Raw genomic sequence first — 23946 nt, forward strand, 5'->3', positions numbered from 1 at the left:
TATAAATCCTATTGAACAACTATTTTAAAAACCTCTGTCCGCTCTTTCCCTTTCTCTTCATATTTAACTTGAAGAATATAATTGCCTGAAGCAAAAGATCTCATATCTATTTTATCTATATCTCCGGAGTATTTGAATAATTCGGTACCTTCTAAACCTAAAATTGAATATTGTCTGATTGGAGAATCTACCTGTATATATAGATAATCTGTTACCGGATTCGGAAAAACTTTTGCTTTCAGAGTATTAGTCTTCTGCTGAACAGAAGATCCACCCGACTTTACAACGAAGCCATAGTCGTGTGCAATGCCGCTATCCACCCAGCCACAAGGGGTTACTCCGTCCGATTCGTCCGTAACAAAATGTAAGAATAGCCTAAATTTGAGTTTCTCGTTTTTTACTGCATTTTCCGGAATAGTAATCTGGAATTGACAATCATGCTCTTTATGTTGCTGTCCAATCGGACTAATAAGCTTGGTATCAACCAGTTCATTCTCTTCTAACTCATAATTACCATTCCAATCCATCCAGAGTCTCAGTTTATAGATATCTGAAGAACCCGAATCCCAATTTTCTATTTTTACATTCATCACATATATCTTCCCACATTCCAACTCGGCTACATTTTCTTTGGAATAATCCATCCATCCTGTCTCCGAGTAAGAAACATTATTATTAATCCCGGCAAATTCAACCTCTTTTATATAAGCATAGTTACGGTAATCTGATTGAAACAGACATAAATCAGTCTGTTTACTATCCAATACCCCCGATTCACGATAAAGCATCAGTAAATGAGCAGCAGACCAGCTGAAATGTGGAGATTTCAGTCTTTTCCCGGTACTTGTTTCATAGTTTTCATGAATTGGAGCATCTGCACGTAAACCATTAAGACGATCGAACACTTGTTTTGTATAACCATCGGCCAATTCAGTATAGCCATAGTTTCTTAATCCATGAATTGCAAAATATACCTGGTCCAGCCATATCGGACCTCTCCAATAACCATTCGGCGAAAAATCCGGATGATCAGCCGTAACAGTAGGAAAAGGAATATACGTTGCAAACTTCAAAGGATCAGTCAAGTATTTCAAAACAGACTCAGCCTGATCAAGTGTGGCAACTCCTGCCCAAAGTGGAATATAAGCCTCACAACCTTCTACCTGTACAAAACTGTGATTACTCAGCCTTTTATCATAAAAAAATCCTTTTTCTCTATCAAAGAAATAATCGGATGTCGTTGCTGTCCGATCCGGTTCATTAAACTCACAATTGGCTATTATACTCAATTCCTTTAACAATAGATATTCATGGGCCAGATAAGCATTCAAATCAACAGATTCCTGATTTAAACTCCAGGCTCTGTTGTCATTCTTCAGCATAGAAGAATGATCAAAACGAATTGCATTATCCATGCCACTTTCCCAGGCAGAAGCCTCAAGTGTACCATCCACTGAGCCAAATTCACAAAAACCATTTTTATCGTGATCTCTATATTCGTACCACCAACGGTGATATTTCAGTAATTTAGGATATATCTCTTTCACAAAATCAGCATCTAAAGTAGCCTTATAGATTTCGTTCACTGCCCATGTTGCCAATGGGGGTTTACTGTTTCGTTCATTATTTTCTTTTTTATCGGTATAGATGCAATCGATGATCATCCCTTCTGAGGTCTGATAATCGAACATTGCACGAACCTGATCTTTAGCAAGATCGGGTTCAAACAGACTCAATGCTACCGCATGCTTCCATGAATCCCATCCCCAAAAACCGACGAAGTAAGACATTGCATGAGAAGGAATAACTCCATCATGAAGTAAATCTCCTCTGGATGTACGCCAGTTTGTCAACAATGTCACCATAGCTTTTACTGCGATACGATGATATTCTACTGGCATTTCCGGACGTAAAACAGCTTTCAGATATTTTATCCAACGATTCGTATGTTCGGTAGTATAATTATCAGGATGTAATAATATACTCTGTATCAGCTGAGCATAGTTATCCGGTCGTTTCGATTCGTAGAAATAAGATATAGTGGCATATCCTTTATGTCCTTCAGGAAGTTTGGCCAAGAGCTTGGAATTCTCATAGGAAAGCTGAATATCCGACGAGAATGTAACTACACACATCTCCCCGGTTGATAGTTTCAAAGATAGAATATTATTCTCCAATCCGGATGATTGTATTCCTTGTAACGAACCATTTGTAATGTAAAGTTCCCGCTTCTCACTGGTTTCACAACTCCATAAAGCCGTATACTTATCTACAAAAAATAAGCGTTGTTGTATCCTCCCCTGTTTAGAAGAAGAGTTCATGTATAGTTCTCCCGGAACGTATGTCACGCTATCAGGAATAAAGGTTTCAGCTGTGATGTCTGCAGTAAATCCGACTTGGAGAATAGCATCCGATATCCATTGCCGGTGATCGAGTTCAAAAGGACCGCAGAAACCATTTATCCAGTTATTCTCCGAAGGTAATGTAAAGCACATCCATGAACCTAAATCAGAAAAGCCTCCTGTAAAATAATCATTACTGTATGGAGTACACTGGATATCTAAAATATCACTATAAGAGTCTACATTATAAATAGTTGTTTGTTTGGTTGCAGAAACTGATATGGAGAAGCAAATGATATACACCACCACAAACAGTAATCGCCACATTTGTACTTTAAATTTCTCTCTAAACATATCAGTATTAGATTTTATCAGTTAATATTGAAAAATAAAAGCTGGTTCGGCCCCCTCTACAAGAATCCTGTATTAAGGTTCATAGACCATATACAATTGTATTCAGTCACGATCAGTCGAACCAGCTTCTAAATACTCTATGAATGTGAAAAATATTATTTAATGATAATATTGGCCCGTTTTACTAATCCATCGTCTGTCTTCACCTGCAGAATATACATGCCGGAAGCATTACCTGAAATATTGATAGAGCTTCCTGTTATCATTCCCCTTTGTACCAATTTGCCATCAATGCTATAAAGCATATATTCTTTGGCATTCTCCAATTTTATAAAGACTTCTCCGTCTGTTGGATTCGGATACACAGCAAATGCATCAAGTGACGTATTTTCAATAGAGGTTCCACCACCAAGCTGAACGGTATAGTCCTGCAATACACCGCCATCTTGTGTGCTGCAAGGATCTGTATAAGGAACATCCGGAGTTTTATAATGCAGATAAGTACGCATTGTAAAAGTCTTGCTGGCATCGGCAGGAACAGTTACCTTTCCGGAAACTACTTTAAAAGAACTCTGCCCCGGTTTTCCTACAGCAATCGATTTTTGAAAAACCGTCTCGGCAGCAGTCAGTCTACTATCACCATTCCAGTCAAAAAAGGCAGTTACATAATACTCATCTCCGGCACCGGAAGAGAAGTTGCAAACAGTAATTTTCAGCTCGTACTCTTTACCTGCCTCCAATGTAACAACACGCTCTTTATCCATCGTGAAATCAGCAAAAAGAACACCTTCATCATAAGTATTAGAGCCTATCTTCCCATCCCATCCTTCAGGAGCTGTAGATGATTCACTCACCATACCATTAATCTCAACTTTAGAGATACAAGCATAAGCACCCCATGTTAATTCAGGTCTACACAATTGAGATTGCGACATCGCTTGCCCAGCTACCATACTAAATAGCATAAAGCAACAAAGTAATTTTTTCTTCATAATTTTAATTTGTTTTGATAATTAATAAATAGACATACAACCGGTAGGAAACCAGTGATCGCCTACCGGTCCAATTATTTACTTTAGAATTACAACTTGCTGTAATACAGATTCTTTTGTCTCGATTTTTAAAAGATAAGCACCTTTCGGTTGCTTGCTGATATCTATTTGAGAGGTAGTAATATTGTTTTGTTGTACCAGACGCCCATCAATACTGTATAAGCTATATTTTGCCATATCCATATTTTCACCACCAATATGTAAAATACCATCTGTAGGATTAGGGTAAACATTAATAGCTCCAATCGTATGATCAATTATCATACTGGGATCAGAAGAAACAATCACATAATACTCTTCTAACTGTCCATTTTCCACAGTTCCACAAGGCTGTTCTCCTACCATACTATCAGCATCACCATAATGCATAAAAACACGCATATGTAATTTTTCATTCAGTACTGCATTATCCGGTGCAGTCCATCTGAATTCAACAGTTCCCGGATTATCAGCTGAACCAATGGCAGGAATTGCTATCTTCTGAGATTCCTCTTTTTCAAGTATATTATCATGATTCCAATCAATATAGGCACGTATCACATAAGCATCCTTCGAGTTAGAATTCAGATTCGAATAGGTCACTTTCATAACATATTCTTTTCCTTTCTCTATATGCGCATTCAACTCCTGATTGTCTCTGAAATCCTCAATAATCTCCGTGTTATTCACCTCACCGGTAGTTTCATTAGATATATTTGCAAATTCCACTTTTTTAATATAAGCATAAGGACGATAAGAGAATTCCGGGACACATACCTCATCAACCGGCTCGTCAGGACCATCGGGAGGGAGTACATGAGCATTCTCTTCACCATATATGATACCATAATCTTCAACATCTCCACTATCAATTTCTCCACAGGGATCTTCACCGTCTTTGCCTAATGTATAGTGTAACATTACACGGAAACCAAATTCTTTATCCACTACCATATCATCTGGCACAGTAATATCAAAAATAAGTACATGCTCTGTACCTGCTTTACCAATCTTATTTATTTTCTGGGGAGCAATCATTTCATCTTGTTGGAATACATAATCACCATTCCAGTCAAACCAGGCGCGAACTGTGTAAGGGTCATTTTCACCGGATTTCCAGTTTTGCACAGTAACCTCCAATTTATATGTTTTACCTTTCTCCAGTCCGGCTACATAGTCAGCCCGGAAATCTTTATACTGTTGTCCATCAAAGTCCGTATTTCTTTCTATCTGAGCAAACTTGACTTTAGAGATGTGCGCATAAGGAGCAAAACGAGGATTAAATAAACAGTAAGAAGTATACGGATCATTAAACAATACTCCAAAATTAATTTTCTGTGCAGTTGGCGTTCCATTTTCCACCTTTAAAACAGAAGTATTCAAAGTTATAGAGACATCCTTACGGCTATCGGAAGCCTGGTGACTGAGGGCTTTTCCACTCATCGTAATCATAGCAGTAACATCACTTGAAAGAGTTACTGTTGCCTGCAAACCTGCCGGCAAATTCGAAATTGTATAATCAGTACCTTCTACCAGTACACCTAGTTTGGCAAATGTCATCCCGGCACTTGCTTCTAACTGTAGAGAACCACTTACATTTCCTTGATTATCTAAAGTTTCGGAAAAATTCCTCCCCTTTACAATCAGGACCACAGGGGCAGCTACATAGCCATCATTTACTCCGGTTGCAACCAGGTTTTCTTCTTGCCACAATTCACTCCGAGATAAAGACTCATTTAAATAATATTCCATTCGAGCCACCTGTCCTGCAGTAAAATGTCGGTAAGCATCTGTGTAATTCATAAAGTTTTCCCAATCTGTATAATTTCCTTCACAGTTTACCTGATCAGCCGGCCATTTGGAAGTAGCTACAGGAGGGGTATCTTCAATCCCATCATTCGGATAAGTACATCCACCTTCAAAGGTGTGATGCAACCCCATAAAATGCCCAAATTCATGAGTCAAAACCCGACGAAAATTTTCGTTTGTATTATTGCCAATATAACTACCGTTGTAAACTACACGAGCCAAATTCTCCATTGTCATTGAATTGTCCGGTAACCAGGAAACACCGGAATTATAGTAATCCCCATCTGCATAAAGATCTTTCATTATATATATATTCATATATCGGCTATTATCCCATGCATATTTCTGGATCGCTTCATCATATCCTCCTCCATTACCAAAACCTTTCTCGGCTTCGTCATAGAATACAACACCTTTCGTCGGATTTCCGTCCGGATCTATCTTAGCCAAGCGAAAAGCGATATTCAACGGCTTTTTTATCTCCTCAAAACGGTTACTCGCCCCTGCCTGGTTATAATCGGCAGTCAATCCTTGAAAATCTTCATTGGTTTGTTTTAAGGCCTTTTCTATTAAGCTATAAGTCACTTTCAGACGAGAATCATTCGTAGCGTCTCCAAATACATGGAAAACAACCGGAATCACATACTGTCCCTGATGATAAGAGGCATTAGATCTCGTCGCTGCCAGAGCACCTGCATTTTCAGCTATTGCAGCAGGATGCGATTTCCTATACATTTCTTGCTGATGTTCGAACCCACACACATTTTGCTGTGCCGATACCCCGTTTATACTTCCCATTCCAAGAAGTACACCCAGTAAAAACAGTGTATTTTTTTTCATTTTTCAGATATTAAGTGGGCTTGAAAGGTCTTCACAGACCCCTCAAATCCCTGTTAAACAATTAATAAAAAGTTATTTCTAATCGATTTTGTTATTGCTCTGAATCTCCATCAAAGGAACCGGAAGGAAGGCATGCTTCTCTGCATTAAAGTTTTTGCGCCCTGCCAAATGTAAAGTTTCATCCAGCTTACCCCAACGACGTAGATCATAGAAACGGAAGTTTTCTAAAGCAAATTCCATCAAACGCTCATGCTCTATTTGAGCCTTTACAGCCTCGTAAGACTCCCCTGACATACCCGGCATATCTCCGTGTACCCTCCTTACTTCGTTAATCAATGGTACGGCCTTTTCTGGATGTCCTTGTTCATTGTAAATCTCAGCCTGCATCAGCAGAACATTGGCATAACGCATAATAGGTACATTCGTCGAAGTATTGGATTGTTTTAGTTTTTGCATATCATCGGGCATATATTTGCGAAAACAACGATTAATCTCATCACTCGCATCAAATAAATCTGTATACTCAAATCCATATATTCTCTCATTGCCATCGTTAAAATAAGGATCGTCAAAGAACATACTTGCATATGCCCGGGAATCCAGATTACCTGTAGTAGCAATGCGCCCCTCTTTTCTATATTCATTCAAAATCATTTCGCTCGGGCGAATCTCATCCCATCCCCTCAATACAGGAGCCGCTACCCAATAGTGCATCACATGCTGATGATAAGCACCATCAGAGGTATTCCCTGTAAACTGAATTTCAAAGATAGATTCTTTACAATTCTTATTTGTCCCATTAAACATACTCAGAAAATCTTTCTCCAAAGCATAACCTTTCACTTGCTCTAACGCTTCTTCTGCTTTAGTGAGATACTCCGTTTTCTTCTCCGGTTGTTCATAAGCCCGCGTCAGGTAGGCCCAACCGAGGTAGGCATAAGCAGCACCACTTGTCACGCGGCCGGCTTGTAGAGAAGGACGGGTTAAGGGTAATATTTTACCAGCCGCTGATAATTCCGAACAAACGAACTCCCAGCCTGCTTCCCTGGTAGAAAGAGCCTTATGCGTTTGTTCTTCACTTGTCAAATATTCATCACGAATAATAATCTTCTCCCAGTTCAACAGTAACTTCATGTGATAGTAGGCACGTAAGAACACTGCTTCACCTTCCACACTATTATACTTTTCCTGATCCATCGGATGATCACCTGTCTGAACTTTATTAATACCAAATAAGACATTGTTTGTGTAATTAATGCCATTATAGCAATTCATCCAATACTCTTTGATTCGGGAATTCTCATTATTATATGTAAAATCATAAATTTGCCCCCATTCCGGATAGTTATTTACATCCGAACCCTTCTCCATGATATCTTCACGAAAAGTTTCTATCACAAATTTAATTTCAGAGAAATTATAAGTACCACATCTGTTATCCAACTGGGCATATGCAGCAGATAATCCGGATTCCACATCGATAGAATCCCTCCAAAATTTATCAGTAGAAAAATCCGGAGATTCTACCGTTAGAAAGTTATCGCATCCACCCAAAAATGTTGCACAAAAAAGAGATGTTATATAAATATATTTTTTCATGGCTGATAGTATTAGAATTGATTAAAATGTCACCTGCAAACCAACAACATAAGAGCGAGTAAAAGGATAAATAAAGACATCTACTCCTGTATCCAGAATACTGGAAGAAAACTCTGGATCAATACCCGAGTAATTGGTCCATGTCAACAGATTTTCACCGCTAACATAAAAACGACACTTGTCTATATAAACCTTCTTAGTCAGATTTTTAGGTAAGGTATATCCCACTTGCAACTGACGTAAACGAATGAAATTACCTTTTTCCAGAAAACGGTCAGATTCGCGAGAATTCATATTAGGATCTTTTAGTACGGCACGTGGCATTACATTACTCCTGTTATCTTCAGTCCATGCTCCCAACGTCGACTTAAACAGATTGATTCCTGCGTCCATTGATTCATAATACAGGCGATTAGCATTATACAATTTATGTCCCCAGGCACTTCCTAATAAGAAAGAAAGATCAACGCCCTTATAAGAACCACTAAACGATAAGTTAGCCTCTAATTTGGGTATACCTGAGCCACAATATTCTTTATCATTTTCATCAATAACACCATCATTATTCAAGTCTTTAAATCGAATATCACCAGGTTTCGCATCGGGTTGAAGAACCGTATTTTTTATAGAACCATCAGGTTGCACAACCTCCGTATAGTGATTTGCTACGTCTTCCGGAGATTGAAAAATTCCATCCATTTTGTATAAAAAGAAACTTGCTACGGGATACCCCTCTAAAGTTTGAGTAACAAAATGACCGGCACCCTTTAAAGCTGATCCATACAGAATCTGATTAGGATCGGCTTTTAACATCTCGTTTTTAGTAGTAAAGAGATTGAATCCGATATTATATTCAAAACCATTACTATTATCCGCATAATTTAGCTCTAGCTCAAATCCCTTATTTCTCATCTTTCCTACATTCACTGTCGGATTATAAATACCAGCGGATGGAGACATAACCTTTTCAATCAATAAATCTTCCGTTGTATTATAATAATAATTCAAAGAGCCCGAAAGTTTATTATCAAAGAAGCCAAAATCAACCCCAATATTCTTCGTATCAGTAGTCTCCCAACGCAAAGCATCATTTACAAGATACAAGTTAACCATACCCGGCCAAGGATTAGCACCTTGCACATAGCTCATCCACTGGGTATTGTCACTGGTCATCGTTGGAGCATAATAATATCCTAATGCATTTTCATTACCCAACCGTCCCCAGCTCACTCTCAATTTCAAGTTGCTCACAACATCCCCTGAGAAAAATTCTTCCTCGCTAATACGCCATCCTAAAGCCATAGAAGGGAATACGCCCCACCGATTATTCTTTCCAAATTTAGAGGAACCGTCGGATCGAATCGTTGCCTGAAATAAATATTTACCTGAATATGAATAATTAATACGACCAAAAAATGAAGCACGATTATAATTCCAGAAAGATCCGCTTCCAGTAAATGTTCCGCCTGTACCAGCATCTATCGTAGGCGATGTAGGATCAAAGAATCCCGCTGGAACTTCTGTTATTACTAACTTTCCATTTACCACATCATAGTTCATCTTTTTTCCTTCAACATTGATTTGACTCCAGTCTTTACGAGCTGCAGATAAAGAGCTACCAGCCATCACACTCAGAGAGTGTTTACCAAACGTTTTATCAAAAGTCAGTACATTATCGAATGTCTGCTCATACCAGTAAGAATTACTATCATAATTATATGGATATAAGCTCTGTCCCTGAATGTCTGCAGTATACTTCTCCGAATGGTATTTAGTATTCGCATAATATCCTCTATAAGCATACGCTGTCTTAAACTTTAGCCATGGAGTAATATCTACGGTCAAACCTATATTTGCAATAATATCATACCCATTCGTTTTTTTATGTTTAAAATGATCATCTGCCATCACATTACGATTATTAGGCATTTCCAAACGAACTCCATCGACAGTCATATCATTTAAACCATAACCAGAAGGCTGATTTTCATCATAAACAGGTACCATTGGGGCCATTGCATACATCTCCTTCAAGGAATATTGTGGTTGTTGGCTTTGTGTTACTTTAAAAGCCAAAGAAGCATCAAAATTAAAAATCCTTTTTTGCAGATTCAACTTGACACGAGCATTATCCTGAGTGTATTTATTACCCCTGAAAATCCCCTTATCATCCGAATGATTATAAGATATTGAATATTTTGCAATATCAGAACCTCCCCTAATATTAACATTATAATTCTGAGATAAACCATTACGAAGCATCTCATCTTGCCAATTCGTATCAAATCCAGTCGGATTCTTCAACTTCCCATCTGAATCTTTAAATGATAAATATCCCGGTTTCTTGGCAACAGCATTTTCGTACATCATATTATGTACATATAGATACTCATCAGAATTCAGCATTTCAAACTTATTAGAAGCACTTGTAAATTGACAGAATGCATTGAAGTCAATCTTAGTCTCACCCTTCTTACCGTTTTTGGTAGTAACTATCACTACGCCATTTGCAGCAACAGAACCATATATAGCAGCTGCTGCACCGTCTTTTAATATCTCCATCGACTCAATATCCTGCGGATTAACAGTGGTTATATCCCCCGGAAAACCATCTACAATATAAAGTGGTTCATTACTTCCCATCGTTTTAATACCACGGATTTTAACAGAAACGCCTGCCCCTGCATTACCTCCTGACTTCAGAATATTAACACCAGCTACTTTCCCCTGTAAAGCCTCTGCCGGATTTGTTGTTGCACGACTAGCCAGTGCTTCAACATCCACAGAAGAGATAGCTCCGGTCATATCACTTTTCTTCATTGTACCATAACCAATGACAATCGTTTCATCTAACATCTGACTATCTTCTTTCAAAATAACTTTAAGCGTTTTCTTTCCATTTAAAGAAATAGTCTGCTTGATATACCCCATATAAGAGACATCAATCTGATCATTTGGAGAAACTACTAATACAAAACCTCCATTCAAATCGGTAATCATACCATTAGTTGTCCCAGTAACAACGACATTTGCACCTATCAATGGCTCGCCATTACTATCCAACACATACCCTTTTAATTGATAATTTTGTGCATAAGCAGAGAGTGGAATAAGAAAGAGTAATGACATTATTGCATATAATAATGTGTCCCCTAAGTAATTACTTTGCTTCATAGCAATTAAATTTTAAAGTTAATAAATGCGCTTTTCAAACATGCGACAAATAAACTTCAAAATCTAACTATCACCTAAAAATATTGATCTACATAACCCCTACAAAACAGTAAAACAAAAGACTTTACACCCTACAAAACATTTCTTAAAACGTTGATAATAGATAATTTATATCTATATAAGAGCCTACAAAATAAAAAAAAATCAAATATCACGTAAATAAGCGGAAATATCATCCTGGGAATGCAAACAGAGTGTTTTTCTCAAACGATACCTTGCCATACTAATGGCTTTAATAGATATTCCGGTTAACAGAGATATTTCTTTTGTAGACAAATTAATCCGTAAGAAAGTCGCTAACTTCTTTTCACCATGAGTCAATCCCGGATGTTTTTGTTCCAAACGGTTTAAAAATTCATGGTTTTGTTCATCAACTTCTCTGGTCAAAGAATTATTATCATCTTCCAACTTTTTAAATTGGAGAATATAGGTATTGATTTTTTTTAAGTGAGTTAAGATTTCATTGTTATTCATTTTATAAGCACTTTTAATCATCTCTCTAATTTTCTCCAAAAGTTCATTTCGACTATTTAAGAAAAGAACAAAATTCGTTAATTCACTTTGTGTATTCTCCAATTTTTCCGATTTTGCACTTAATTCCACAGCTTGCTGTTGTAACTTTAGTTCTGTTATTATCTTATCTTTTAATAATAACTCAGTTTGTCCTTTTGCTATCTGTAAATCCTTTTTCCGCTTATATTGTTTTATCAGAAAGAAAGCAAGAAGAGTAATGCACAAAAACAGCACAACCGCAAGGCTTATATTTCTTTTCAATAGTTCAATTTGATGCATATGTTTCTGAAGCTCGGATTCTTTTTTCTGATCCTGTAATTTTTGTTTTATGAGATTTCTTTCAATATTTACCAATTCTCTTTTTTGAAGTAGCTGTTCCCGTTTCTTTTCGAAATTTAATAAATTATCATAGGCCTCTTTATAACACTTTTGTGCTGCATAGACTTTGGAGAGATACTCATAATTATCACAAATTAATTCATGTGCATTAACATCAAATGCATATACAGCTGCTTTTTTTAAAGCACTCAAAGCTTCATTATTCTTTTTAGCATAAAGCAACTGCATTCCCAGATTATTATAATTCTCTGCTAATGACCATAAAGCATTCAAATTTTTATTAATGACAATGGCTTCTTGTATTAATTTTATTTTTTCTTCCGTGTCACCTTCATAAAGACAAAGGTTATTTATATTCGCTGCTATGTTTTTCTTATCACCCAATGTTTTATTTATACGTAAAGCATCCTTAAAGAATTTATCAGCAATTTCATATTCTTTCATATAAACATGAATCAGACCGCGTGCATTGTAGGCGTTTGCCATTCCCGAAGAATCTTTTAGTACTTTATAGGTTGAAGTGGCATTATCTATCAGATTTATTGCTTTTGAGAAATCTTTCAACGAACCATATAAAGCTCCCAGATTTACATTTATCTTAGCTTTAGTTTTGAGATCTTTTGCCGGACAATAAGATAAAGCCTTATAATATGTATTTACACTCATATCGAAATTACCATAAAGCATGTAAGCATGCCCAGATACAATTAATGTAGAAACAATCAGATTTGAATCGGTAGTTTGTTTTAGTATATCAAACGCTTGTAATGTGTAGTCAACAGCCTGCTTTGGATCAGTCAGAAGCGATTTATAAGATTTATCCAAAAATTTCCAAACATCTCTTTGATAAGAGTTAGCATTAGTTGTATTAAAAAAGAAAATAAACAACAGAAATGGTAACAAATTTTTCATAATAATAAAGTTAGTCTAACATTAGGTATACAAATAAATATCTTTAATTCTCTAATAGTATAGAGAATCAAAGATATAATTAATTCTTCACATGTATAAATTAATATAGATAAGAATGTGAAAATATTATTTCACCTCAAGGCTATTCCAAACAAAACATCATCAATAAAACGCTAATAAACAAAATACTATCAGAACAATAGAGCTTCAAAACAAGAATAAAAACAAACACAAACCATCACTATAGTATGACATTTCTCACTCATATTTCTTTAAACTCTACCGGTAAAGTAAAATAAAACGTGGTTCCTACTCCTACTTTGGAACGCACCCATATACGGCCCCCCATCTTTTCGGTCAGCATTCTGCATATAGTCAATCCAAGCCCGGTACCCTGTACAAAATCATTTACTTTACCAAAACGGCTGAAAATAGTAGTTACACGCTCTGCCGGTATGCCAATACCTGTGTCAGAGACATATCCCTGTACAATCTGATCTTTCTGTTCAAAGCCGAAATGAATCTCTCCACTTGAAGTGAATTTAATAGCATTACTAAGCAGATTCAGCCATATCTGAGAAATACGATCCCAGTCACCTCGAATGAACAATTCGGAATCAACATCATCCAGAATAAGTTTCACATCCGGTTGAACAGAATTACGATGCAGGTAATGCAATTGAGCACACACATCCATCGACCTTACCGGGCGTATTGAGAGTTTCAATGAACCGGCCTCAAGAGCGGATAAATCGAGTATATCATTAAATAAATTCAAAAGTAAACCTGAATTCTTCTCTACAAGTTCGGCATACTGAAGTTGTTCTTCTTTGTTAGCCGATTCTATAATAAGTTTAGAGAAACCAACAATTGCATTCAACGGTGTACGAATCTCATGGCTCATATTAGCAAGGAAAGAAGATTTTAACTTATCAGCTTCTTCTGCCTTTATACGTGCTGTGATCAATTCTTTTTCTACTTTCTTTATATCAGTCACATCCCAGCCTACACCAATGATATACGGATGTTCATTACCTGAAGGGACCAACGTTTTTATCATTGTCACCACACGCACATCTCCTGAAAGCGTAGTATATTCTTCCAGATATTCCATTCTTCCGGATTGCATCACAGCCAAATCACCTGTACGGAATCGTCTGGCTTCTTCACTATTTGGGAAAATCTCAATATCAGTCTTCCCAACAGCTGATTCTACAGCAATGCCTGTTTGCTCTGCAAAAGCTCTGTTCCAATAAAGATAACGAAAATCATCTCCCGTATCTTTTACGAATAAATATACGGGGACATTATTCAAAATTGCATGCATCAACGAATTCAGGCGAATTATCTCGTTTCGCTGAGAAGCATTCAACGCTTCCGCTTTAACCTTTTCAGAAACATCCCTACACATACAAAGCAGATATTTTTCGTCCAGAGGAAAAATACGATTCTCATAATGATGCAAAATGCCATCAAGCACAAGTGAATGTTTCGCTATAGATCCCCTACCTGTAGCAATCACTTTATCCATATTTTTCCGAACGCTATCATACGCTTCTTCCGGAACAATTTCTCTTACATTTGAACCAACAATACTATTTGAGTCAGTACCTTCTACATGATTAGTTGCCGGAGAAGATGCAAGTTCTACAATGTTTGCATCATGATCAAAAACAGTGAGCATATCAGGCAATGCATCTAAAATACGGGTACTATATTTATCTCGAAATCGCCCAGTTTTCAGTGAGGAAAGTTCTGAAGAAAGCCTTTCTACTTTTTTCTCTAAATTCTCTACAATTATCAGTAGTTCTTCTTTCGTTTTTTGTCCATATAGTCCCATAAAAAAGCATCTTCCTCAAAGGTATATTGTTGTATATGTTGATCATTTACATGCAAATATATGTTTTTTTACATAAAAATAGAGGCATATCTCCAAATTATTATTGATAAAAAAAGTCATAGCTTTTGTCCTACTACTCAGAAAGTTCTATCTTTGCATCACTTTTATTTATAAACAAATTACATATGTCTACAGAATTATTCTCTACCCTGCCTTATAAAGTGGCAGACATCACACTTGCAGACTTCGGTCGCAAGGAAATCGATCTGGCAGAAAAAGAAATGCCCGGCCTTATGGCTCTTCGCGAAAAGTATGGAGAATCCAAACCGTTGAAAGGTGCCCGCATCATGGGTTCATTGCACATGACTATTCAGACTGCCGTACTGATTGAAACACTTGTTGCTTTGGGTGCCGAAGTGCGCTGGTGCTCTTGCAACATATATTCAACTCAGGATCATGCCGCAGCTGCCATTGCTGCTTCAGGTGTTGCCGTATATGCATGGAAAGGTGAAACACTGGAAGATTACTGGTGGTGTACGCTTCAGGCATTGAACTTCCCCGGTGGCAAAGGACCTACGGTTATCGTAGATGACGGTGGTGATGCCACTATGATGATTCACGTAGGATACGACGCCGAAAATAATGCAGCCGTACTTGACAAAGAAGTACATGCAGAAGATGAAATAGAACTGAACGCTATCTTGAAAAAAGTGCTGGCAGAAGATAAAGATCGCTGGCATCGCGTAGCAGCTGAAATACGTGGTGTATCGGAAGAAACAACCACTGGTGTACATCGTCTGTATCAAATGCAGGAAGAAGGAAAACTACTTTTCCCGGCATTTAACGTAAACGATTCAGTAACCAAATCAAAGTTTGACAACCTCTATGGTTGCCGCGAATCACTGGCCGACGGTATCAAACGTGCCACAGATGTAATGATCGCCGGTAAAGTAGTAGTAGTGTGTGGTTATGGTGATGTAGGCAAAGGTTGTTCCCATTCAATGCGTTCTTACGGAGCCCGCGTACTGGTAACGGAGGTAGACCCGATCTGCGCATTACAAGCTGCAATGGAAGGCTTCGAAGTAGTAACCATGGAAGATGCATGCAAAGAGGGTAATATATTCGTAACTACCACCGGTAATATCGATATTATCCGCATTGACCACATGGAACAGATGAAAGATCAGGCTATTGTTTGCAATATCGGTCACTTTGACAACGAAATTCAGGTAGAAGCTCTGAAACATTATCCGGGTATCAAATGTGTAAACATCAAACCGCAGGTAGACCGTTATTATTTCCCTGACGGGCACAGTATCATCCTGTTGGCTGACGGCCGTCTGGTAAATCTGGGATGTGCTACCGGACATCCATCTTTCGTAATGAGTAACTCTTTCACAAATCAGACGCTGGCACAAATTGAGCTATTCAGCAAGAAATATGATATCAATGTATATCGCCTGCCTAAGCATCTTGATGAGGAAGTAGCTCGTCTGCATCTAGAGAAAATCGGGGTGAAACTAACTAAGTTAACTCCCGAACAAGCTGCATATATTGGCGTATCAGTAGACGGACCGTACAAAGCAGAGCACTATCGCTATTAATTTTTCAATTTGACGATTTACGATTTACGATTGAAAACCCCTTTGGTTATCAACATCCGAACCCGTAAATCGTCAAATCAGAAATGATACAAAACTCAATTGTAAATCATAAATCGTCAAATTGTAAATGAAAAAGTTTCTCCCCGACCTCATTGCCATTCTGGCATTTATTATTCTCTCCTTCGCTTATTTCTTTCCGGCAGTCATTGAAGACCGGGCACTTTTTCAACATGACAGTGTTGCCGGAGTAGGAGCAGGACAAGAGGCTAAAGAATTTCACGAACGTACCGGTGAAACAACCCGTTGGACAAACAGTCTCTTTGGTGGTATGCCCACCTATCAGATTTCTCCCAGTTACGATTCTGTCAAGCCACTGAAATGGATAGAAAATATCTACCGCCTCTATCTTCCACCCTATGTATGGCTTACATTCATTATGATGTTAGGATTTTATATCCTGCTGCGAGCTTTCGGATTACCAGCATGGCTGGCTGGGTTAGGAGGTGCCATCTGGGCCTTCTCTTCCTATTTTTTCATACTGATAGCTGCCGGACACATCTGGAAGTTTATCACTTTAGCTTACATACCACCCACGATAGCCGGCATTGTGCTCGCATATCGAAAGAAATATTTATTAGGAGCCATTGTCACCGCTCTGTTCATAGCTTTACAAATACAATCCAACCATGTACAGATGTCATATTACTTCTTATTTGTCATCTTATTTATGGTAGGTGCTTTTTTTGAAGAAGCATGGCGTAAAAAAGAGCTGCCTCATTTTTTTAAAGCCAGCGCCATATTGGTAGTAGCCGCCCTTATCGGAGTATCCACCAATCTGTCAAACCTCTATCATACTTACGAATACAGTAAAGAAACGATGCGTGGAAAGAGCGAATTGGTGCACGAAGGCCCTAAAGCCGAACAAACCAGTAGCGGACTCGACCGTGACTATATTACCCAATGGAGTTATGGCATTGGCGAAACGCTCAGCCTTTTCGTTCCCAATGTAAGAGGTGGAGCTTCTGTTCCGCTATCGGAAAACAAAGCTGCTATGGAAAAAGCCAACCCAATGTACAACGGGTTGTATTCACAGATCACCCAATACTTTGGTGACCAGCCAATGACCTCCGGTCCGGTCTATGTAGGCGCTTTTGTCATGGCACTCTTTATATTGGGATGCTTTATCGTAAAAGGTCCTATGAAGTGGGCACTGCTTGGAGCCACTCTTTTCTCCATTCTACTGTCGTGGGGCAAGAATTTCATGCCACTCACTGATTTCTTCATCGATTACATACCGATGTACAATAAATTCCGCGCAGTATCTTCCATACTGGTTATTGCAGAGTTTACAATACCACTGTTAGCCATATTTGCTTTAAAAGCAATCATTGATAAGCCCGAGGTATTAAAACAAAACCGCCGCGGAGTAATTATCAGCTTTGCATTAACTGCAGGTGTGGCATTGATTCTGGCAGTAGCTCCAGGCATACTTGTACCCAGTTTTATTCCTGCACGTGAACTGGCAGCCCTGCAACAAGCTATCCCCGGAGATCAGCTCTTACCAATTCTTGATAATCTGAAAGAGATGCGCATGAATATGGTAACCTCAGATGCGTGGGCAAGTTTCCTGTTTATCTGTGGTGGTTTCGTTCTTCTTTTCCTCTATCAGCGAGGTAAGTTGAGTACTGTATGGACAGTAAGCGCCATTGCCGTACTTTGTATAGGAGAAATGTGGCACATCAACAAACGTTACCTGTATGACGATATGTTTGTTCCACAATCTGCACGCATAGAAACCTTCCAAAAAACTCCTACCGATGAACAAATCCTGCAAGATAAATCATTGGATTACCGCGTGTTGAACTTTGCATCCAATACATTCAACGAAAATAATACTTCGTACTGGCACAAGAGCGTAGGAGGTTATCATGCTGCCAAGTTACGCCGTTATCAGGAAATGATAGATCACCATATTGCCCCGGAAATGCAAGCCACGTTCAAAGAGATAGCAGCAGCCGGTGGAGAAATGGACAGTGTAGATGCCAATAAGTTCCGTATTCTGAATATGCTGAATACGAAATACTTTATATTCCCTGTCAGCCAACAGGGCCAGACAGCTCCTATCCTCAACCCCTATGCATATGGCAATGCATGGTTTGTAAACAATGTGAAGTATGTCAATAACGCCAACGAAGAAATTGCTGCTGTTGGTGAAGTGGATCTGAAGAATACAGCTGTTGTAGATGTTAAATTCAAAGAGGCTTTGAAAGGAAAAACTGAAGATCTCAAAGTAGATTCCCTAAGCACAGTCAAGTTGACCAATTATGAACCCAATCACCTGATTTATGAAACGTCCTCTCCGAAAGAGGGAGTTGTAGTATTCTCAGAGATATTCTATCCAGGATGGCAAGCTACCATTGACGGTCAGCCGGTAGATATTGCCCGGGCCAACTATATTCTGCGTGCTGTAAACGTTCCTGCAGGCAAACACACCATCGAAATGCGTTTCGATCCGAAGAGTCTGCATGTTACAGAGGGCATTGCTTACAGTGGATTGGCATTACTAATTATCGGAGCAATAGCAGGATTATGGATCTATTGCAGAAAGAAGCAATAAAGTAAAAGTTTTCCATAAAAGTCCAAGCGCTAACGCACTGATAATCAACGAATATAAAAGTGTACATTCTTGTATGTCAAGAGTGTACACTTTTGTTATGTAAGAATGTACATTCTTATGATACATAAATGTACACTCTGTAATCCCTTTTATTTCACCACAATAGTCTTATTGAAATGGATACGATCGGAAGAGCTACCAATCTGTATCTCAAATTCACCAGGTTCTACTATATGCTTCATACGGGCATCATAAAGAGCTAATTCCGAAATCGGCAGCTCCAACGTTACCGTTTCCTTTTTACCCGCTTTGACCGATACCTTTTTGAAAGCTTTCAGTTGTTTGATAGGGGTAGCAACCGAACTAATCTTATCTCGAACATACAACTGAACAACCTCTTTCCCATCCCGTTTTCCGGTATTCTCAATCTCAATAGTAGCAGTCAACTTACCTCTGTCTGAGAAAATTGAATCACTTAAATTACAGTCGGTATACTTAAATTCGGTATAACTCAAACCATAACCAAATTCCCATAGCGCATAAGGATGCTCAAAAATATAATGCCCTGCCGGTTCTTCGTAAGTACCCGGACGGTCAAATCGCTGTACACGGTCCGTAGGAAAATAATTATAAAAGCAAGGTGTATTTCCCGTACTGCGCGGAAACGATACATTTACACGTCCTGAAGGATTAACATTGCCAACCAGAATATCGGCCATAGAACGCCCTTGCTGCTCACCAGCATACCACTGTGTCAATACAGCATCCGCATTTTCTTTCGCCCAGGTCATCACCAGTGGTTTACCCGATATAAAAACAACCACCATCGGTTTGCCTGTTGCTTTTACAGCTTTCAATAGTTCCATTTGCTTACCAGGTAATTCTAAAGAAGACAAATCGAATCCTTCACCTGCCGTAGAATAACGTGGGCCACGTCCCAGGAAAGTACTACGGGTACCTACCGCCACAATAGCCAAATCACTTTGTTCTACAATTCTTACTGCATCCGCAATATTCTCCTCCTTCTGGCTCCACCAATCACAGCCATCTGCTTGTTGCAGTTTTACCTTATTCTTCATTACCTCTTTTAAACCCTGGTATAAAGTTACTCCCTCTTTCGTATCCGGAGTAGTCCATGCATAATCTCCGAAGATAGTCTGATTACTATTAGGCCCTATTACAGCAATCGATTTATATTTCGATAAATCAAGTGGTAAGATGTTATTCTTGTTTTCAAGCAAGATAGCACTCTCATCCGCGATCTCTTTTGCCAAAGCGATGTGTTCGGCAGAACGAACGACCTTTTTCACCTGTTTCGGATCACCGAAATAAGGACGGTCAAATAAACCTAAAGCAAACTTCACATACAAAACACGCCGTACAGCCTTATCGATATAGCTTTCATCTATAATGTTCTCTTTCACCTGTTGTTCCAGTGTTTCATAATCAGAGTCCACGTCCAGATCAACACCGGCTATCAACGATAGACGGGCAGCTTCTTCACGGGTAGAGGCAGCATAATGAAAAGTCATCACCCGATCAACAGAGCCCCAATCAGAATATACATATCCTTTAAATCCGAGTTCATCGCGCAATACATCAGTCATATAATAAGGAGATGCTGACACAGGAATGCCATCATAGGCACTATAACAGCTCATAATACAAAGCGGATCAGCTTCTTTAATAACGCGTGCAAAAGGATAAAGATGCATACTTCGGAATTCACGTTCACCTCCACTGACAAAGGCACAATTCAGTCCTCCCGTCGGTGTACCGTGTGCTACAAAATGTTTCGGGGTACATGTAATCCGGTGTTTCTGGTATCCCTTCACAAAGCCAATCCCCATTTCAGCAATCAGATAAGGATCCTCGCCATAAGTCTCCTCCACCCTGCCCCAGCGTAATTCACGGGCAATATCAAATACAGGAGATAAAACCTGGTGAATACCCATCGTTGCCGCTTCGGCACCTGCCGCCTCCGTCATGCGCTCTATCAATCCGGGGTTAAACGTGCTTCCTTGTGCAATAGCATGCGGAAACAAGGTAGAATTATTTTGTAAAATACCCTGGATACCTTCTACAGCTGTTAAAATTGGGATACCCAACCGGGTTTTAGTCAGCATATAATTCTGTAACTCGTTATAGATTCGGGCACATTCTTCTGCTGTCTGGCCCATTTCATGGGTACATCCATAACTCTGTCCGCCAAAAACACGTTCTATCTCATCAATCCTACCAACGGGTTTGTTCTGTAGTTGTAATACCTTCTCCTGCAAAGTCATACGCCGCAGTAGGTCTTCCACACGGTTTTCAATGGGGGCATCCGGATTCTTATACAATGGTTTATCATTGGTTCCCCATACAAAACCGGTAGTCCCGATACATACCCCTAAAACTATCAAAAAGCTCTTTTTCTTCATATTATTACTAATGTTCATTTAGATAAGCAAATAGCATCATTCAATGCCTCTTTCTATCGTATTTATTTTATGTATCTTATTCAGAGTAACACTATTTATACGAATATCGGCACTCTTTTCGCCCATACTTGCAACCCATCCCAATTGAACGGTTGTCTCTTCATCCAATGTAAAACTCAACGTTTTTACTCCCGTGGTACGCCCCCAATTAAGGTAAGCCAAAGACAGTGCTTCAACCTGATCTACGTCTGGTATTTCACTGCCGGCAACCACTACCCCATATGGATTCAGATTATTGCCTTTCGAAGTATTCACATTGAATGAGAACTCGTATGTCCCGGCAGGCAGAGTTACTTCCTGCCATATTTTACCATTTTCGATGGCAGCGGCATAATTCATCGTAGATATATTTATAAATGTCTTACCGGCAGAAGCCTCATAAAAAGTACCGGTAGTACCATTATTCTGTGTCAACAGATTAGAGGTATACTTCCAGTCTTTCAGAATTCCACTTTTCTCTGTACTATCGTCACTCCGCATCACAGGGTCAGTGGCATTTTTCAATACGCTGGCCGTCAACGTTTCATCCGCTTCTACATTTGCCTCAATCTCAAAGATATCCACGGCTGTAACATCCGGCAGATAGTAAGTTTTCATCTTAAAACCACTCATCGACTTGTAGTCTTCCAGAATCGTTTCCTGCTCAGCTTGTTCTACTTCTACCATACGTTCCTGAGCATTAACATCCGTATACCAGATACGGACATAAGGTGAATGAGTATCAGCGGTAGCCCATTTTATCGTAGTAGCATTATTTTCACATTTCACAGACGAAATACCCCTGCTATATAATGTACTTTCATAAATAGTACCATAAGAAGAGCCAATGAGTGATTCCGGCACAGAAGCATGTCCGTTGTCATCAAAAGTCTGAACAACAAAATTATAAATGCCCTCCTTCAATGGGATATCGTAAGTAAATACCTCCGCTCCTTCTCCACGCTGAACAGGCAGGTCAATTACTTCTTTTCCCATATTATAGGTAATACGTAACCGGGTAATTTTAGGGTCAATAAGAATACCGTAGAATTGTACACGCCCTTTTCCCGAACGCATTTGCATCCCCTCCGGCTTACCAATATACAGTATCTCCTTTCCATCCGTATACTTCAGATACTCATCCATCTGTGTACAAGAAGAAAAACTGCCAAGAAATAAGAACAAAGCCGCTATTGCCACTATATATTTAAACATCAATTTCATAATTCAAGCATTTATCAATTATTCGTTTCTGATTTATCATCTCCCCAGAAAGTAACCTCAGTAAATACCATATTAGAGTTACCGGTCCAGTTATCAATACATTTGATACGGATATAACGCACACGTGGCGCATCCAACGGAAAATCAGCATTATCACCTTCCCGTGCAGCCAGACGGTCATCCTCAGTCAGTTCACTTCCCGGCAAACCGGAAGGCTTCTCATTTTCAATATGAAGTAATTTTATCCAACTATCCCAGCTACCGGATTTATCCAGTTCTGCACATCCCCAGACCTCATACACTTTCGGAGAAACGTCGTTATAAAAGTGCTTGTCATCCTGTACAAACTTCAAGTTAAAACGACTCAACTTCGCCAGGACTCCAAGATCAAAGGTAAACCAGGTAGGACCGTTATGCTCTTCAATACCTGTATGGGCTCCTGTCTGTCCGTCACCGTCGGCAGCTGCCCGTCCATCCCAGATATACTCCATCTTACTTTCATAGAAAGTACATGGAAAATCACCTGGCAGAATCACCTCTTTGAATTTTTTCTTATCAAGTTCCGCCTCGTATATCGGAGTAAGGGTTTCTTTCTTTACCTGTGATTTATTACCCCATTTATCCTGGAAATAAATTTCAAAATCACGGGATACATCCAGATAACCACGCACGGAGAATGTAGCTTTGGGCAGCCCCGTATAAAACGTTTCTGCATTGACCATTTCATTATCCTCATTCGGAGTAGAAACATAAACTGTTAAGTCTGCTCTTGATGTATTTGCAAACGAAAAGGTCATCCCCCCAAAGTCGGGTTGTACTTCCAGCGTTTCATAAGCCGCCTGTACAGGAGGGGTATCTGCAGAAACCTGTATATTCACCGGTGCAGAATAATTCTCACTACGGTCCACGGCATATACATCCAATGAATAGGTATCCATATCTCCAAAACCTTCGACCAGCAATGTATTCGTGAAGTAAGAAGCCTTAAATTCATATTTTTTGCCTTCTTTATTTGTATAACTGGCTGCTACATAGAGTAAATCGGGATCTGAAGGTAATGTATATGTAAGAAGTACAGAACCCGGCATCTTGATATAAGTTACATCACGCACCGGTGCTGGTGCTTCGCTATCATTTTCCAAAGGCTTCACAAAGTCGGTCTGACAGCCGGCAAGAGCCATCAATATCCCCAACATAAGTATATATATTCTTATTGATTTCATATC

Annotated in this window: 12 protein-coding genes; 2 read left to right on the plus strand and 10 right to left on the minus strand. The window is 39.0% G+C overall.

Annotated elements, in window-relative coordinates:
- Positions 1-8: 8 nt before the first annotated feature.
- The 7 genes from QX565_RS16900 to QX565_RS16930 all read right to left on the minus strand — a co-directional run bounded on the left by QX565_RS16900 (position 9) and on the right by QX565_RS16930 (position 14813).
- Positions 9-2696, minus strand: a complete 2688-nt coding sequence (locus QX565_RS16900) for an MGH1-like glycoside hydrolase domain-containing protein (RefSeq protein WP_289293618.1) — start codon at positions 2694-2696, stop codon at positions 9-11.
- 155 nt (positions 2697-2851) lie between these two features.
- The gene (locus tag QX565_RS16905; RefSeq protein ID WP_221649101.1) at positions 2852-3688 is read right to left on the minus strand and encodes a T9SS type A sorting domain-containing protein; all 837 of its coding nucleotides are present in this window, start codon (positions 3686-3688) and stop codon (positions 2852-2854) included.
- Between the two features lie 78 nt (positions 3689-3766).
- Positions 3767-6376, minus strand: coding sequence for a zinc-dependent metalloprotease (locus tag QX565_RS16910; protein WP_221649100.1), 2610 nt, complete (start codon positions 6374-6376; stop codon positions 3767-3769).
- Positions 6377-6454: 78 nt separating this feature from the next.
- Positions 6455-7975, minus strand: coding sequence for a RagB/SusD family nutrient uptake outer membrane protein (locus QX565_RS16915; RefSeq protein WP_221649099.1), 1521 nt, complete (start codon positions 7973-7975; stop codon positions 6455-6457).
- Between the two features lie 21 nt (positions 7976-7996).
- A complete protein-coding gene (locus QX565_RS16920) occupies positions 7997-11149 on the minus strand; it encodes a SusC/RagA family TonB-linked outer membrane protein (protein ID WP_289293619.1) in 3153 nt (1050 codons plus the stop codon).
- Positions 11150-11353: 204 nt separating this feature from the next.
- Positions 11354-12973: a tetratricopeptide repeat protein gene (locus QX565_RS16925; protein WP_221649097.1), complete on the minus strand. Its 1620-nt coding sequence runs from the start codon at positions 12971-12973 to the stop codon at positions 11354-11356.
- Between the two features lie 262 nt (positions 12974-13235).
- On the minus strand, positions 13236-14813 hold the full coding sequence (locus tag QX565_RS16930; RefSeq protein WP_289293620.1) for a sensor histidine kinase: 1578 nt from the start codon (positions 14811-14813) through the stop codon (positions 13236-13238).
- 185 nt (positions 14814-14998) lie between these two features.
- Between QX565_RS16930 and ahcY the strand changes: the two genes are divergently transcribed.
- Positions 14999-16417 (plus strand): adenosylhomocysteinase, encoded by a 1419-nt coding sequence (gene ahcY / locus QX565_RS16935; RefSeq protein WP_002558259.1) that lies wholly within the window; start codon positions 14999-15001, stop codon positions 16415-16417.
- A 127-nt stretch (positions 16418-16544) separates the two neighbouring features.
- Entirely contained in the window at positions 16545-19034 is a 2490-nt protein-coding gene (locus QX565_RS16940) for a YfhO family protein (RefSeq protein WP_289293621.1), read from the plus strand.
- 149 nt (positions 19035-19183) lie between these two features.
- Here the strand turns inward: QX565_RS16940 and QX565_RS16945 are convergent, their stop codons facing one another.
- Genes QX565_RS16945 through QX565_RS16955 form a run of 3 tightly spaced genes read right to left on the minus strand, consistent with a single transcriptional unit; the run spans position 19184 to position 23943 of the window.
- Positions 19184-21457, minus strand: coding sequence for a glycoside hydrolase family 3 N-terminal domain-containing protein (locus tag QX565_RS16945; RefSeq protein ID WP_289293623.1), 2274 nt, complete (start codon positions 21455-21457; stop codon positions 19184-19186).
- A gap of 36 nt (positions 21458-21493) precedes the next feature.
- Positions 21494-22720: a DUF4998 domain-containing protein gene (locus QX565_RS16950; RefSeq protein ID WP_289293624.1), complete on the minus strand. Its 1227-nt coding sequence runs from the start codon at positions 22718-22720 to the stop codon at positions 21494-21496.
- A 14-nt stretch (positions 22721-22734) separates the two neighbouring features.
- Positions 22735-23943 (minus strand): DUF5000 domain-containing lipoprotein, encoded by a 1209-nt coding sequence (locus QX565_RS16955; protein WP_289293626.1) that lies wholly within the window; start codon positions 23941-23943, stop codon positions 22735-22737.
- Positions 23944-23946: the final 3 nt, after the last annotated feature.

It is taken from the genome of Bacteroides sp. 41_26 (assembly GCF_949740115.1).
In the GTDB taxonomy this organism is placed as follows: Bacteria; Bacteroidota; Bacteroidia; order Bacteroidales; family Bacteroidaceae; genus Bacteroides; species Bacteroides nordii.

Excerpts from the sequence above, each read along its gene's own strand:
- ahcY (WP_002558259.1), top strand. The coding sequence starts at position 14,999 with ATGTCTACAGAATTATTCTCTACCCTGCCTTATAAAGTGGCAGACATC.
- QX565_RS16950 (WP_289293624.1), bottom strand. The coding sequence starts at position 22,720 with ATGAAATTGATGTTTAAATATATAGTGGCAATAGCGGCTTTGTTCTTA.
- QX565_RS16900 (WP_289293618.1), bottom strand. The coding sequence starts at position 2,696 with ATGTTTAGAGAGAAATTTAAAGTACAAATGTGGCGATTACTGTTTGTG.
- QX565_RS16905 (WP_221649101.1), bottom strand. The coding sequence starts at position 3,688 with ATGAAGAAAAAATTACTTTGTTGCTTTATGCTATTTAGTATGGTAGCT.
- QX565_RS16910 (WP_221649100.1), bottom strand. The coding sequence starts at position 6,376 with ATGAAAAAAAATACACTGTTTTTACTGGGTGTACTTCTTGGAATGGGA.
- QX565_RS16920 (WP_289293619.1), bottom strand. The coding sequence starts at position 11,149 with ATGAAGCAAAGTAATTACTTAGGGGACACATTATTATATGCAATAATG.
- QX565_RS16955 (WP_289293626.1), bottom strand. The coding sequence starts at position 23,943 with ATGAAATCAATAAGAATATATATACTTATGTTGGGGATATTGATGGCT.
- QX565_RS16925 (WP_221649097.1), bottom strand. The coding sequence starts at position 12,973 with ATGAAAAATTTGTTACCATTTCTGTTGTTTATTTTCTTTTTTAATACA.
- QX565_RS16930 (WP_289293620.1), bottom strand. The coding sequence starts at position 14,813 with ATGGGACTATATGGACAAAAAACGAAAGAAGAACTACTGATAATTGTA.
- QX565_RS16915 (WP_221649099.1), bottom strand. The coding sequence starts at position 7,975 with ATGAAAAAATATATTTATATAACATCTCTTTTTTGTGCAACATTTTTG.
- QX565_RS16940 (WP_289293621.1), top strand. The coding sequence starts at position 16,545 with ATGAAAAAGTTTCTCCCCGACCTCATTGCCATTCTGGCATTTATTATT.
- QX565_RS16945 (WP_289293623.1), bottom strand. The coding sequence starts at position 21,457 with ATGAAGAAAAAGAGCTTTTTGATAGTTTTAGGGGTATGTATCGGGACT.